11 protein-coding genes are annotated in these 13,577 nt (G+C 30.7%); 2 read left to right on the top strand and 9 right to left on the bottom strand.

Going from position 1 to position 13,577, the window contains the following annotated elements; all coding sequences use genetic code 11:
- Window positions 1–116 precede the first annotated feature (116 nt).
- The 3 genes from hisG to BM289_RS22030 form a co-directional block, all read right to left on the bottom strand.
- A complete protein-coding gene (gene hisG, locus BM289_RS22040) occupies window positions 117–974 on the bottom strand; it encodes an ATP phosphoribosyltransferase (protein ID WP_091497744.1) in 858 nt (285 codons plus the stop codon).
- A gap of 309 nt (window positions 975–1,283) precedes the next feature.
- Complete coding sequence (locus BM289_RS22035) at window positions 1,284–2,684, bottom strand: sensor histidine kinase (RefSeq protein WP_091497742.1); 1,401 nt, start codon at window positions 2,682–2,684, stop codon at window positions 1,284–1,286.
- A 2-nt stretch (window positions 2,685–2,686) separates the two neighbouring features.
- Complete coding sequence (locus tag BM289_RS22030; protein ID WP_091497739.1) at window positions 2,687–3,349, bottom strand: response regulator transcription factor; 663 nt, start codon at window positions 3,347–3,349, stop codon at window positions 2,687–2,689.
- Between the two features lie 200 nt (window positions 3,350–3,549).
- Between BM289_RS22030 and BM289_RS22025 the strand changes: the two genes are divergently transcribed.
- Window positions 3,550–5,691 carry an LTA synthase family protein gene (locus BM289_RS22025; RefSeq protein WP_091497736.1) on the top strand — a complete coding sequence of 714 codons (2,142 nt, stop codon included), beginning with the start codon at window positions 3,550–3,552 and terminating at the stop codon, window positions 5,689–5,691.
- A gap of 76 nt (window positions 5,692–5,767) precedes the next feature.
- Here BM289_RS22025 and BM289_RS22020 read toward each other — a convergent pair whose 3' ends face one another.
- On the bottom strand, window positions 5,768–6,766 hold the full coding sequence (locus BM289_RS22020) for a zinc dependent phospholipase C family protein (protein ID WP_091497733.1): 999 nt from the start codon (window positions 6,764–6,766) through the stop codon (window positions 5,768–5,770).
- Between the two features lie 176 nt (window positions 6,767–6,942).
- Between BM289_RS22020 and BM289_RS22015 the strand changes: the two genes are divergently transcribed.
- Complete coding sequence (locus BM289_RS22015; protein ID WP_091497731.1) at window positions 6,943–7,893, top strand: hypothetical protein; 951 nt, start codon at window positions 6,943–6,945, stop codon at window positions 7,891–7,893.
- Window position 7,894: 1 nt separating this feature from the next.
- On the opposite strand, the gene BM289_RS22010 is transcribed toward BM289_RS22015, so the two are convergent.
- The 5 genes from BM289_RS22010 to BM289_RS21990 all read right to left on the bottom strand — a co-directional run bounded on the left by BM289_RS22010 (window position 7,895) and on the right by BM289_RS21990 (window position 13,577).
- Window positions 7,895–8,860 (bottom strand): YeiH family protein, encoded by a 966-nt coding sequence (locus tag BM289_RS22010; RefSeq protein ID WP_091497728.1) that lies wholly within the window; start codon window positions 8,858–8,860, stop codon window positions 7,895–7,897.
- Between the two features lie 74 nt (window positions 8,861–8,934).
- The gene (locus BM289_RS22005) at window positions 8,935–9,831 is read right to left on the bottom strand and encodes a LysR family transcriptional regulator (protein WP_091497725.1); all 897 of its coding nucleotides are present in this window, start codon (window positions 9,829–9,831) and stop codon (window positions 8,935–8,937) included.
- A gap of 71 nt (window positions 9,832–9,902) precedes the next feature.
- Window positions 9,903–10,649 (bottom strand): M15 family metallopeptidase, encoded by a 747-nt coding sequence (locus BM289_RS22000; protein WP_091497722.1) that lies wholly within the window; start codon window positions 10,647–10,649, stop codon window positions 9,903–9,905.
- A complete protein-coding gene (locus tag BM289_RS21995; protein ID WP_091497720.1) occupies window positions 10,650–11,483 on the bottom strand; it encodes a DUF4846 domain-containing protein in 834 nt (277 codons plus the stop codon).
- A gap of 66 nt (window positions 11,484–11,549) precedes the next feature.
- Window positions 11,550–13,577, bottom strand: a complete 2,028-nt coding sequence (locus BM289_RS21990; RefSeq protein WP_091497717.1) for a hypothetical protein — start codon at window positions 13,575–13,577, stop codon at window positions 11,550–11,552.

Raw genomic sequence — 13,577 nt, 5'->3', positions numbered from 1 at the left:
TTATACCGCAAAGTACGAAAGGTCTTTTTTTTCTTTGTTTAAAAAAAGTTCTCAAAGCTGTTGTCTAAAACTCGATCATTGGAATTTGGAATTTTAAAATTGGAATTTCTTTTATTTTATAGTACCATTTTCTCAATTGGACAAACTAAAATTCCTTCTGCTCCTACTTCTTTTAACTTGTCAATTACATCCCAGAAAGTATCTTTATCGATTACAGAGTGAACACTGCTCCAGCCTTCTTGTGCTAATGGAAGAACTGTTAAACTTCTTAAAACCGGAAGGATTTTTCCAACTGCATCAATTTTATCATTTGGAACGTTCATCAAGATATATTTAGAATTTCTTGCTCTTAAAACGGCCTGAATTCTGAATTTTAATGTATCAATGTGTTTTTGAATTTCTGGAGAAACTTTTGGAGAAACGGCTAAAACTGCTTCGCTTTTTAAAATTACTTCAACTTCTTTTAAGTTGTTTTTGAAAAGCGTGCTTCCGCTTGAAACGATATCTACAATAGCATCTGCAAGTCCAATATTTGGTGCAATTTCAACTGAACCAGAGATTTGGTGAATGTCTACAGTTAAGCCAAATTTACTGAAATATTCATTAACTGTATTTGGGTAAGAGGTAGCAATTCTAAGATTCGCTAAATCTTGTACCGAATTGTATTCGAATGTTTTAGGAACAGCTACCGAAACTTTACATTTAGAAAAACCTAATTTCTGAACTACTTCGATTCCTTTTCCTTTTTCTACTAAAAGATTATCGCCAACGATGGCTAAATCTACTACTCCATCAATTAAATATTGTGGAATATCTGAATTTCTTAAATATAAAACTTCAAGAGGAAAATTAGAAGCTTCGGCTTTTAACTGATCAATCCCGTTGTTGATTGAGATACCGCAGTCTTTTAAGATTTGAATGCTGTCTTCGTTTAAACGACCAGATTTTTGAATTGCAATTTTTAAAGTACTCATTTTTTAGTTGTTTGTTAGATTAATAGTTTGAGTACAAAGAGGTGGAATTAAAAAACCCGTTTGATGTACTCAAACGGGTTTTAAAATATGATGATTTACACGCATACCATTAACACATCGCTTGAGAGCAATAATGTAGATGATGATGATGTAATTGGATCGAAATCATGATTTGTTTTGTTTTTTACTTCTTTGATTCGGTTGCAAATATAATAGATAAATTAATTAAAAAGCAATTTTTATTTTAACTTAACGATAGTTTATTGTTAAAAAACATTTCAGACTACCTTATATTTACTAATTTAAAAATTACTTTAGCGAATTATCAAATTCATCAAAAACCAGCAAAACTTTGGTTCCTTTACCAATTTCACTTTCTATTTTGAATTTAATCTGAAGCAAATCTGTCATTCTTTTCACAATAAACAATCCAAGCCCTGTTCCTTTAATTTCGGAATGATTTAAAGCATTTGACCTGAAAAACGGATTGAAAATAGACTCTAAATCTTCTTTGGCAATTCCAATTCCTTGATCTGATATGGTGCAAAAAATATGATCATCTTTTCTTACCAATGAAATTTTGATTTCGGTATTTGCTTTGGAATATTTAACGGCATTTGAAATAATATTTCGAAGAATTGTAACTACTAGATAATTATCCGAATAAATATAAAATTCTTCTGGCGCTTCTAAAACGACATTAATTTTACTCGTTTTAATCTTCTCTGCATTTAAAGTTAAAACATCCAAAATGATAGAATTTAAATAAATATTTTCTTTATTAACATTCTGTTTTTGGTTTTCAAATCTTGCCATTAAAAGCAACTGATCCACCAGTGAATTTAGATGATCTACTTCGTTAATACAATAGTTTATTTTTTCTTCGTATTCTTTGTTATCTCTAGGTTTACGAATCAGTACTTCAAGTGTTCCTTTAATTACAGTCAAAGGTGTTCTTAACTCATGAGAAGCATCTGAAGTAAACTGTTTTTCACGTTCTATGGCATCTTCAATTCGGTTTAATAAATTGTTAATTGTTTTAGAAAGTGTAAATAATTCGTCTCTTGTTTTTGGAAGCGGAATCCTGGTTTTTAAATTATCTTTTGTGATAATTTTCGAAGTATTTATAATCTCATTTATTGGTCTTATACTTCGTCCGGCAAAAAAACGGGCTAAGAAGAACAACAACAATAAAATTACTAGAAAAGAGATCATTAAAGTATCCAGCAAATTTTCCAGAACTTTTGAAGAATCTGAAAGCGACATCGCAATAATCAAATAACCGACTTTCTTTGATTTTACATGAAGCGGAACCTGAATCTGACGAATTTTACTTCCTAATAATTCAGTATCAAAAAGCTGAAAATGTTCTTTATTTCCATGAAAAATCAGCTTTTCATTCTTTAAATTGGGAGATTTTTCAATTATTTGTTTGTTCAAATCTAAAAACTGGACAAAAACTGGATTTACATCTACAGAATTGTGTTCTCTTTCCTCCCATTCCTCAACATCCATAAAGATTACTTTTTTGTTTTCCATCCTGATTTCTTTCAAATGATCCTGAATTTCGATATTCAAATTGTCATCAATATGATTGTAAACAGTCAGTTTTACAATAAAGTAAATAGCAGAAAAAACTACCAAAACTAAAAGTCCGGTAGTCAAAATATAATTTAATGCAATTCTATTTTTAAAAGATAATGATGTCATTTTTAATCATTGGCAATATATCCAATGCCTCGGATAGTTTTTATATAATCTTCTTCGATTTTTAGGTTGAGTTTTTTACGAATTGCATTCATAAAAACATCAATTACCCCCGTATCGTACTCGAAGTTTATTTCCCAAACATCCCTTAAAATCTGATTTCGCGTACAAACTTTGCCTTTATGCTGAATTAAATAAGTCAGTAATTCGAATTCTCTCTGCGTAAGCGAAATTTCTTCTTCTTCCTTTAAAACAATATGCTTGGACAAATCAATGGTAATCGTTCCAAGCGTTAAGATTTCGGTTTGTTTTTTATTTCTAAAATGAACTTTAATACGTTCTACTAATTCCTCAAAACTGAAAGGTTTTTTAATATAATCATTTGCTCCAGCTTTAAGACCTTCAATAGTTTCCTGAACAGTGTCTTTAGCGGTTAAAAAAATGATTGGAGTTGTCTGGTCTTTGACCCTAATGGCTTTACACAAGTCTAAACCATTAATCTTAGGTAGCATCCAGTCTAACAAAATCAAATCAAATTTTTGTTCCTGAACCAGTTCAAAACCTTTAGAACCATCATTTGCAGTGGTTATCTGATAGCCTTCTTCTTGTAAACCTTGTTTAAGAAACTGAACAATTCCTAGTTCGTCTTCAACTATTAAAATATGCATTTATCGTATTTTATTAAAGATTCGCATTTATTTTCTATATCAAAGATATATTATTTAAAAATTACATCTAAACAGTTAACTTAAAGTTATAAATAAAACCAATATCTTAAGCAAACATTAAGTTATTACTAAGTAAGGTTAAAGTTGAAATTAATCTGGCGTTAATGATTTGGAAGTAATTTTGTAAAAAAATATTTATAATGACTTTTTACAAAAAACTTTCGCCTTTTTACAATCTAGCCCTATTGTACTTTATTGTGAGTTTCGTATTGAGAATAGTACTTCTTTTTCACCCTATTACTCAAAGTTCATTTACATTCTCTGAAAGTCTGAAAATCTTCAGCTTAGGTCTAATTTCAGATTCTTTTGTATTTGTTTTGGCTTCGTCATTTTTGTGGCTTTATCTTATTATGATTTCCAATTCCAAGTACAACAAACCTTATGGATATATTATTCTTGGTGGCTTTATTGCTCTTCTGATTTATATTGCATCTGGAAAAAGTATTTTTGATGAATATGGTGGTGCTTTACCGAAGATTGTTTTGATCTTTGTTTCTATTAAAACATTATTATTTTCTTTATTCCTTTTTCTGCCAAAACAGAGAACTAAATTGAGATTCTGGCTTTTTGCATTTGTAATCTTTTTATATGTTTTACTAATTCTGCAAAATGCAATCAGTGAGTTTTTCTTCTGGAATGAATTTGGAGTAAAATATAACTTCATAGCTGTTAATTATCTAATTTACACCAATGAAGTTATCGGAAACATTATGCAGTCTTATCCTGTTGTTCCAATATTTTCTGTATTGTTTGTTATTACCGGAACGATTACTTATTTCATTACAAAGTATTCCCGAAACTATATTGATGAAATTCCAAATATTTCCGAAAAATTAAAAATCACTGCTATTTACTGTACTTTCTTTGTTTCCTCATTGTTTGCTATTCCAAGTTTAGCGAAAACAGAAAACTCTAAAAATATTTTTGTTAACGAATTGCAGTCTAACGGAATCTACAAGTTTTATCTGGCATTTCAGAATAATAAATTGGATTATTTTAAATTCTACAAAACTATTCCTGACCAAAAAGCTTTCGCACTTTTAAAACAACAGATACCAGCTATTTCAGGACAAAATACTTTACAAAAAGTAAACAATGATTCGTTGGAAAAACGTAAAAATGTAGTCTTAATTACTGTTGAAAGCTTAAGTGCCGATTTCATGAAAATTTATGGAAACAAACAAAATATAACACCATTTCTGGATAGTTTAGCTCAAAAAAGCCTTTTGTTTACCAATACTTACGCAGCTGGAAACAGAACCGTTCGAGGTCTTGAAGCCGTAACCTTATGTTTGCCACCGACTGCTGGAGAAAGTGTTGTAAAAAGAGAAGACAATAAAAATAAATTCTCTACTGGATCAGTTTTCCTTAAAAAAGGCTACAATGTAAAATTCATGTATGGTGGTGATGCTTTTTTTGATAATATGCAGGATTTTTATTCTGGAAATGGCTATCAGATTATTGATAAATCGAGTTTTGAACCTAACGAAATTACTTTCTCTAATGTGTGGGGAGTTTGTGATGAAGACATGTATAATAAAGCAATCAAAGTCATGAATTCTGAAGCAAAGCAAAACAAACCTTTCTTCAATCATATTATGACGGTTAGTAATCACAGGCCTTTTACTTATCCAAACAATAAAATTGATATTCCTGGAAATATTAAATCTCGTGACGGTGGTGTAAAATATACTGATTATGCGCTTAAACAATTTTTCAACAAAGCTCAAAAACAGCCTTGGTTTAAAAATACTGTATTCGTAATTGTTGCCGATCATTGTGCCTCAAGTGCTGGAAAAACAGAACTTCCCTTAGATAAATACCGAATCCCTGCTTTAATCTATTCTTCAGATATTAAACCTGAAAAATACAATCAACTGATGTCACAAATTGATATTATGCCCACTTTATTTGGATTGCTGCATTTTGATTATGAAAGCAAATTTTTCGGACAAGACGTTTTTAAACCTCATTATCAGCCAAGAGCTCTCATCGCGACTTACCAGGATTTGGGATTAATTAAAGATAATGTTTTAACCATCTTATCTCCAAAACAGCAAATTAAGCAGTTCCAATTAAAATTGAATAAAAAAGAAGGTCTTTTACCTGAATTTCAAATCTATTATGATCAGATACCTTTGAAATCAGAAAACAAAAATTTAGTCGATGAAACGATTGCTTTTTATCAATCTGCTTCTTATCTATTAAAGAAAAAAGAATATCAGTTTAATGATTTAAGTTTAACCGCAAAGAACACCAAGTTATACGCAAAAAATCGCTAATAAAAAAGCCTCAAGTTCAATCACTTGAGGCTTTTTTAGTTCCAGTAAACCTGAAACTTTAAACTTGAAACAAAAATTAGTCATTCTGATTTTTCATTCCAAATAAATCTCCTTTTTGGAATAGTTCCCAGTCTTCTTTTAATGCTTTAGCGTTTCTCTTTGTTACTTCAGGAGAATCTAAAGTACTTAAATCTGGTTTTCCAGCATTTACCCAAGCTGTATACCAAAAACTAGCTGTTGCCGAGATTGCTTTTTTCATTTGACTTTCTACCATTCCATTTAACTGATCGTGTAGTTTTTTAGCATATTCATCAGAAAAAACAGCTGTGTTGTATTTGCTTTTCATTACTTTTCCGTCTGCATCCATTTTGAAAACTTGGTTTTCCGGTGTAGCTGTTCTCAGTTTTTTATCGATATCCAATAAAGGTTGTGCTAAACTGTGTGTATCATTTATCATATCCCAAATTGCTTTATGAACATCTTCATAATAATGAGCATAAGGAACATTTAATTTATAGTTTTTAGCAAATAACTCTGGAAGTCTGCTTTCCCAAAGAGAATGAATCCCTTTTTGATCTGTTAATTGACCATCATGATTAGCAGAAGTATGCAACGGCATGTGTGCGTCGCCAATGTAATGACCTAAATCTGCAGCCAAAAATAAGATTTCTGCTCTGTTTTTATCTTTAAAAGCTTTGGTTAACTTTGCCATCATATCTTCGATATACCAAGGTAAAATACCGTTATCGCTTAAAAATTTAGCATCATATTTTTTCTTAGCCTCCTCTAAATTTTGTGGGTAACTATCAGCAGAACCAAAATTTTCCATATCAAAATAATGTCTTGGCCCTTCATCTTTATAACTTAAAGCATATTTACGAATATCTGGTACTGAAGCTTCTTGTGTAATAAAATCGATATGATTATAAAAGAACTCCTGAAGTGGATAAGGTAAAGCCATTACAGCAGCTTTATTAATTCTTTCGTGACCAACAATTCCCCAGGATAAAGTAAAAAATCCAACAATTAGAGCACAGATGGCAATTAGTTTTGGATTAGATTTGAAGTTTTTCATTTTTGTTTTTGTATTAGAGGGGCAAATTTACCTTATTTATGGATAATTCAAACAACAACCTTTCAAGATTATTAAAATTATTTTATTTTAAATTTTAGAACCATTTAAGTAACATAAATTCATACAAAAAAAGATTTTTCTTTTGTAAGTTTGTTAATGGACTAAACCTTACAAACATGCGCTTTACTTTTCTAAATATAATTTTCTTCCTGTCGGTTATTTGTTTTGCTCAGGAAAATGATATAAAACCAAAAAATGTCAGTGACACTATTCTAAATTCAAAAAGGACATTAAGATTTTCTGATCCTTTTAATGAAGAAAGAATAATGCAGAAACTATTTCCTGGAAAACTATACCGTCTCGCAGATCAAAACACCTTTGTAAGCTGGATTTGTAAAACATGTAAACCTGCTCCTTTTTTAGATGTTAATGGTGTCGAAGGCGATCAAATGTTTCCTTATACCGATGGTGTTGCCACTAGACTTTTAGCTAATATCGATTATTCTGATTCCAAAGACAATAAATTTAAAGTCATCGCTTTTAACCATTCTGTTCACGATGAAGATGGTTTACAGACTGGGCGATTTTCTGGTGGTTTGCTGGGTATAGCTAAATTTGCTAAAAACGGCAAGATTTGGGAAATGAGATCTTTTCAGCCTGCCGTTGCTGCTTTTGGAGCTTTTGCACGATGTCCAACTCCAAAAATCGTAGAAATTGGAGAAGATCAATTTGCTTTTACTTTATCGCATATCAATGGTGGCGCAGGTGGGCCTTATGAAGGTTATCTCTATCTTGTGGCTGGATTCGATGGAAAATATCAAGTCATTATGGAAGTTCCTTCTTACCATTTGACTAATGTTGCAAGTATCAATTGGTCGGGTTCATATAAAGTTGTAGATGATGGTACTAAAAAACATTTTAGAGATATTATCATTACCACCAATGGCACTTTTAACAAAGATGCAAAAGCAGAAGATGAATTTGAAGCACCTCTTCCTCAAGAAATAGCTGCAATGGCCAAAACTAAAACTAAGTTTGATTTTGAAATTGAAAGACGTTATTCATTTAAAGGAAAATCATATCAGATGATTGGAAAACCAGTTGCCAAGTTTTCAAATATAAAATAGTTTAACTCAAATAAAGAATTGATCCTAAAGCTAAAACAGCGATAAATATCCATAAAAAGACACCTTGAAGCAAAGGCTTTACTCCTACTGTTTTTAATGTTGCAAAATTTAAAGTTGCACCAATTAAAAACAGAGTAATTGTCAATCCGATTTTAGCGATGCCAACTACATGTCCAGTAAAAATATGCAATGAAGGAATGTAAGTATTTAAAAGCATTGCAAAAATAAATAATCCAACAAAATAAGGAATTTTTGTTTTTGAATTCTTGTTTTTAAAAACAAAAGCCGTTAAAAGCGAAATAGGAATAATCCATAAAGCTCTTGCTAATTTTACTGTTGTGGCAACCTGTAAAGCTTCTGCTCCATATTTATTTGCTGCTCCTACAACAGAGCTAGTATCATGAATCGCAATAGCGCACCATAAACCAAAATCTTTTTGTGACAAATCTAATTGATGACCGATAAAAGGGAAAACAAATAAAGCAATTGAATTCAATATAAAAATTACACCTAAAGCAATTGAAGTTTGATTTTCATTTGATTTAATTACTGGAGCGATAGCTGCAATCGCGCTTCCTCCGCAGATTGCTGTTCCGCAAGAAATTAAATGGGAAGTCTTTTTTTCTGTCTGTAGCCATTTTCCAAGAAGAAAACCAAAAACCAAGGTGCTAAAGATTGACATTATAGTAAGAACAAAACCTTCTTTTCCCGCTGAAACCGCGCTATGAGCATTCATACCAAAACCTAAACCTACTACAGAAAACTGTAAAAGAAATGTGATCGCTTTATGATTGAATTCTACAAATGGATTTCCAAAAATGTTTACAAGCAAAACTCCAAGTAACAAAGCTATTGGAGGTGAAATAATTGAAAACAAACATAAAAGAATTACTACAGCGAAAAGTGCCTGTTGTACTAAATGGTTAATTTCAAATAAATGTGCCGATGTTTGTTGTTTTGCTTTCAAAATAGGATACTAGATAATTACCCTGCAAAGTTCAGTCTATTAAACGAAAAACCCCAATCGCAAATTACAATTGACTATAACTTCAAGTTATAATGATTGGCTAAATTTTGAATAAACAATTCTGCCAATGAATCTGATTTCCCAACTAAGGTAGCAATGTAAAAGAATCTTTCAATAGCTAATTTCTCCACATCCAAAACCATTAATTCTTTGTTTTTCAACTCCTTATTTACAGCATGAATAGACATAAAGGCAAAACAATCCGAATTTAGCAAATAAGATTTAATACTTTCCGTACTTCCTAACTGCATTTCAATCTGCAAATCTGAAAATTTCAAACCTGCTTTTTTCAATGCAAATTCTATAACTTCAAGTGTTCCAGAACCTCGTTCTCTCGTTATGAATTTCATTGACTTTAAATCGTTTAAAGAAATTTCATTTTGTTTTACAAGAGGATTGTTGCTGTTGCAGACCAAAACCAACTCGTCTTTTAAAAACGGAATGTATTTTATGGATTGATTTTTTGACTGTCCTTCTACAATTCCAATTTCTATTTCTTTATTGATTAAAGCATTTTCGATTTGCTCCGTGTTTCCATTCAATAAACTGACTTTTATGTCTTTTTGCTTTTGATGGAAATTGGCCAAAACTGGTGAAATAATATATTGCGAAATGGTTGTACTAGCTCCTAATCTTAATAAACCTTGACGTTCTTTGTTGAAAGAACTCATTTCAAAATCTATTTCACGGTAAATCTCAAAAATACTTTTAGTATATTTTTGCAGCATTTTTCCAGCAGGAGTTAAGGCAATTTTAGAACCGTTACGTTCAAAAAGTTTAGTTTTATAAGTTTCTTCGAGTTCCTGAATATGTTTGGAAACTGCCGGCTGTGTAATATACAATTCTGTTGCCGCTTTAGTAAAATTAAGTCGGAGCGCAACAGTGTAGAAAACTTTTAGCCTGAAATCCATAATTATAAATTTTTTATTCGTAACCTACTTTCTCAATAATACTTTTTTTTGCAATAAAATAATTTTAAATTTTATAACAAAAGTTCAGGTCGATATTCAAAATGCATTGTATCATAATGTTTCCAATTTCCTCCCCAAATAAAGCCATATTTTTCAAAAATTGAAACTAGCTTGAGAGGAATTTGATTTCTATACGTAAGAGTAGCTTCTTCATTTTTACATTTGCAATCCCATTGCCAATAGTTGGAATTTTTGACATTAATATCTATTGTCATTCCGTAACTATGCATACTCAATCGGTTTGTTCCTGAAATTTTTCTCCAACTAAATGTACCCCCAATATCAGTAATGTATTTTTTAAATTCTGGCTTATTATCTAATTCTGCTGAGATTTTTTTTACTATTTTATCAATTCCATTTACGGTTGTTACTTTTATCTTTTGATTCACCAATTTCGGGCACCAAACAATTTCAGTCATTTTTGATTCAACTTCTGATTTTGAATTTCCGTAGATTTTCTTAAAAAAAACTTCATTTCGAATTCTTCCAGGATCTTCCTTTGGAATTAAATTCTTTTCCGCTTTATGATAAATAAACTTAAAATGATCCTCGATATCAGGATTATCTAATAATTCTTGATTCGTTTTGTTTTTAAAATCATCATAAATCAAACTTGATTTATCACTAAAAATAATTTTATTGTCTTTATAACCAATAATTTGATCTGGATATGCTTTAATTAATTTTTGAACATTCAATGGAATTTCCTGAGAAAAAGCATTTTGAAATATAAGGACTAAAAAAAAGAATCGTTTCATCTAAAAACGTTTTAATTGTGAGGAACTAAAAGTCCATTCCGGTGTTTTCAAAGAAGTTCCAAAATCAATATCATACCAAGGGCTCAACGAACTGTTATTTGGGTTTTTCAATATTTGAATTTCCTGTGCAGGCATATAACTTTGTGCTAAGAGCATAATTTTTCGATTGTTTTTTGGATTTACAGCTATGTCAACCACAATAACAGCGTGACCTGGAAAGCCTCCTTTTATAAAAACATCCCCTATTTTTACGTCTAAAACATTAATTGGTTTCAGTTCTTTTTCTAACGAAGCCGTTCCTGCATACATAAAAACCGTCTCTAAGTATTTCCAATAAGTTTCATAACTGTTGGATGGTTTTGCAGTCTTAACCCAATTGGTTTTGTTGCCTTTAATTGCAATTCTGTAGCCTGCGGACCATTTACTAAAATCAGCCCGGAAACCATTTGTAAAATTAAAATGTATTTTATCGTACTGTTTTTGACTATAAAAATAATCCGCTCGTAAACGCATCACGGCATCAGCGCATTGATGCAAATCCCGTTTTCCAATGGGTAAATCTACAACCGCTTCATAAATATTTCGATTTGGTTTTTTAGTTCCATCAAAATACAAAACATTTGAATTCACAGATTTTAATGGAAGGTTTCGTAAAAAAAAATCAAATGAAGTTTTAGATTCCTCTTCTCTCACAAATCCCTGAGGCAGTTGGAAACGTTGCTGAATCGTGTTTCCTAAAAGATTATTATTGGTAGTATTATTTGTCTTTGAAAATGAAAAAAAACAAATAATTACCGTCAAAATTGCTACAATAAATAAGAATTTAACTTTCATAATTTACATTTTTAATTGACAATCAAAAGATTAAAAAAAATCCAGATGGAATTCAATTATATTTCATTACAACAATCCGTTGTATTTTCTAACAAACCATTCTGTAGTCAATAAAACAGCAATTAAAATTAACAACCAAACCCAGTCAATAATTGGAGTTTTACTAGAAATATTCTTTTCTATTGATTTATATTCTTTGTTTTCTAAAAGAGTATTAATCAAATTATCCGCCTGGTCTTCAAAGAAAGCTTTTCCACCTGTTTGTTGTGCTAACTGATTTAATTTTAAAACGTCAGGATTTACAAATTGTTTTTCGATATCAAAATCTAAAATTTCAAAATGACTTGCGTATGAAGTATTAGAATTTAATTCTTTTACAGTGAAATTATATTTTCCAGCCGGAAGTCCTTCCAGATTAGCTGAGAACGAATTACTTCCTTTTAATAAATCGTAATTTTTAGTTTGTTTTGTTTCGGCATTTACAACACTAATTGTCAACCTTGCTTTTTCGTCAAACTCATAGTTTTTATTGAAATACTGTGCATTGATTATAATCTCCTCTCCAGAATTATAAAAACTTTCATGCGTTACAACCAAAGATTTCTTTGAAGCCGATGAAGCCAAATATTGTATAACCTTATCAATAAAAACATCGTACTTTTCAAAAGACTGATTGTCGACATGACTCTGCAAACGCCATTTCCAACTATTTTCTCCTAAAAGAAAAGCAGTTCTTTTTCCTTGATTTTCGGCGAAAGCCAATAAAGGTGCATTTGTAGAAACGTTTCTGATTTTTGACGAAAGTAAAACAGATACATCTCCATTTGTACTAATATTTCCAAACAGATTTTGCAAAGGCGGGAAATTTTCAAAACCAATATTATCGATTGCAAAGAGATTAAAATCGGGATGAAATTCAGTCAAAAAATCTTCTCGCTGATTACTCATTTTAAAAATCAGATTATTTTGCTGTTGATTCAGAAAATTAAAATCGGTGTTGTTTCCTGTAATGATAAATTTATTTGTTCCTGCTAATCGGTTATTGTCAAAAATAGCTTTAAAAGCCGTTGTAGGCTGATATAAAACCAAAACCGAAATATCTTGTAAATCATTAATTTGATTTGGTTTAACCAATATCACTTTACGTTGCGCATTAACTTCTATTGAGCGTTTTAATGCCGCAATATCAGGATGATTAATGGCAGAAACAATTGCAATAGTTGACTTTTGATCGATTATTTCAACCGCAAAATTTTTGATGTTATTATAGCTGTTTTTTTCTTTTGCAACAGATTGAATACTTGCTTTATAAATCTGCAATCCAACTTTTTCAGCTGGCAAAAGTAAATTAAGAGATGCTGTTTTTTTTGAAGGTGAAAAAGAAACTTTTTCTTTAGCTACAATTGAATTCCCTTGTGTAATTGTAAACTCAGCATTTACAGCCTTTGTGCCTGCGTATTGAAGAAAAACTTCTACCGGGAACTTATTTTTATGAAAAGCGTATTTGTTTACGTTGAGCTGATTGATTTTTAAATCGAAAAAAGTGGTTGTATCTCCCACAACCAAAGGATAAACTTTATTGACAGGATCGAATCGATACACATAATCGTTTCCTGTAGTCTGATTTCCGTCAGTGATGATAACCGTTGGAAAAATCAGGTTTTTGTTGATGTTTCTTAGATTTTTGGCAACTTCATCAAGATTGGTTTGGTTGCCTTTGAAATCAAATTTATCCGAAGATTTGAAATCAGCATCAAACTGATACGACTGAATTTCAAATTTTTCCTTTAAAGCCGGATTTGAAATTAATTTTTGATACAATTCAACAACTTTTTCATCTGATTTTAAAGCTACTATCGAACTTGAATTATCAACTGCAATTGCCAGAGGTGTTTTAGTTATTTCAAGCGAACTTTTAGAAATTATCGGATTTATCAATAAAACTAATAATCCGAAAATGGCTAAAAAACGCAAAGAAGCCAAAAACCAAATCAGATTTGATTTGTTTTTGGCCTTAAAAAAATATTGAAAATACGACAATCCACCAGCTATTATTAAAGAAAGCAATAATAAAAATATCGTATTTGAAGTCAT

It is taken from the genome of Flavobacterium phragmitis (assembly GCF_900112575.1).
Taxonomy (GTDB): Bacteria; Bacteroidota; Bacteroidia; order Flavobacteriales; family Flavobacteriaceae; genus Flavobacterium; species Flavobacterium phragmitis.
This window is presented reverse-complemented; position numbering and strand designations above follow the sequence as displayed.

What these genes read in the sequence shown, in the direction of transcription:
- BM289_RS22015 (WP_091497731.1), top strand. Translation starts at nt 6,943, where the DNA reads ATGCGCTTTACTTTTCTAAATATAATTTTCTTCCTGTCGGTTATTTGT.
- BM289_RS22035 (WP_091497742.1), bottom strand. Translation starts at nt 2,684, where the DNA reads ATGACATCATTATCTTTTAAAAATAGAATTGCATTAAATTATATTTTG.
- hisG (WP_091497744.1), bottom strand. Translation starts at nt 974, where the DNA reads ATGAGTACTTTAAAAATTGCAATTCAAAAATCTGGTCGTTTAAACGAA.
- BM289_RS22005 (WP_091497725.1), bottom strand. Translation starts at nt 9,831, where the DNA reads ATGGATTTCAGGCTAAAAGTTTTCTACACTGTTGCGCTCCGACTTAAT.
- BM289_RS22000 (WP_091497722.1), bottom strand. Translation starts at nt 10,649, where the DNA reads ATGAAACGATTCTTTTTTTTAGTCCTTATATTTCAAAATGCTTTTTCT.
- BM289_RS22030 (WP_091497739.1), bottom strand. Translation starts at nt 3,349, where the DNA reads ATGCATATTTTAATAGTTGAAGACGAACTAGGAATTGTTCAGTTTCTT.
- BM289_RS22020 (WP_091497733.1), bottom strand. Translation starts at nt 6,766, where the DNA reads ATGAAAAACTTCAAATCTAATCCAAAACTAATTGCCATCTGTGCTCTA.
- BM289_RS21990 (WP_091497717.1), bottom strand. Translation starts at nt 13,577, where the DNA reads ATGACTTCAAATACGATATTTTTATTATTGCTTTCTTTAATAATAGCT.
- BM289_RS22025 (WP_091497736.1), top strand. Translation starts at nt 3,550, where the DNA reads ATGACTTTTTACAAAAAACTTTCGCCTTTTTACAATCTAGCCCTATTG.
- BM289_RS21995 (WP_091497720.1), bottom strand. Translation starts at nt 11,483, where the DNA reads ATGAAAGTTAAATTCTTATTTATTGTAGCAATTTTGACGGTAATTATT.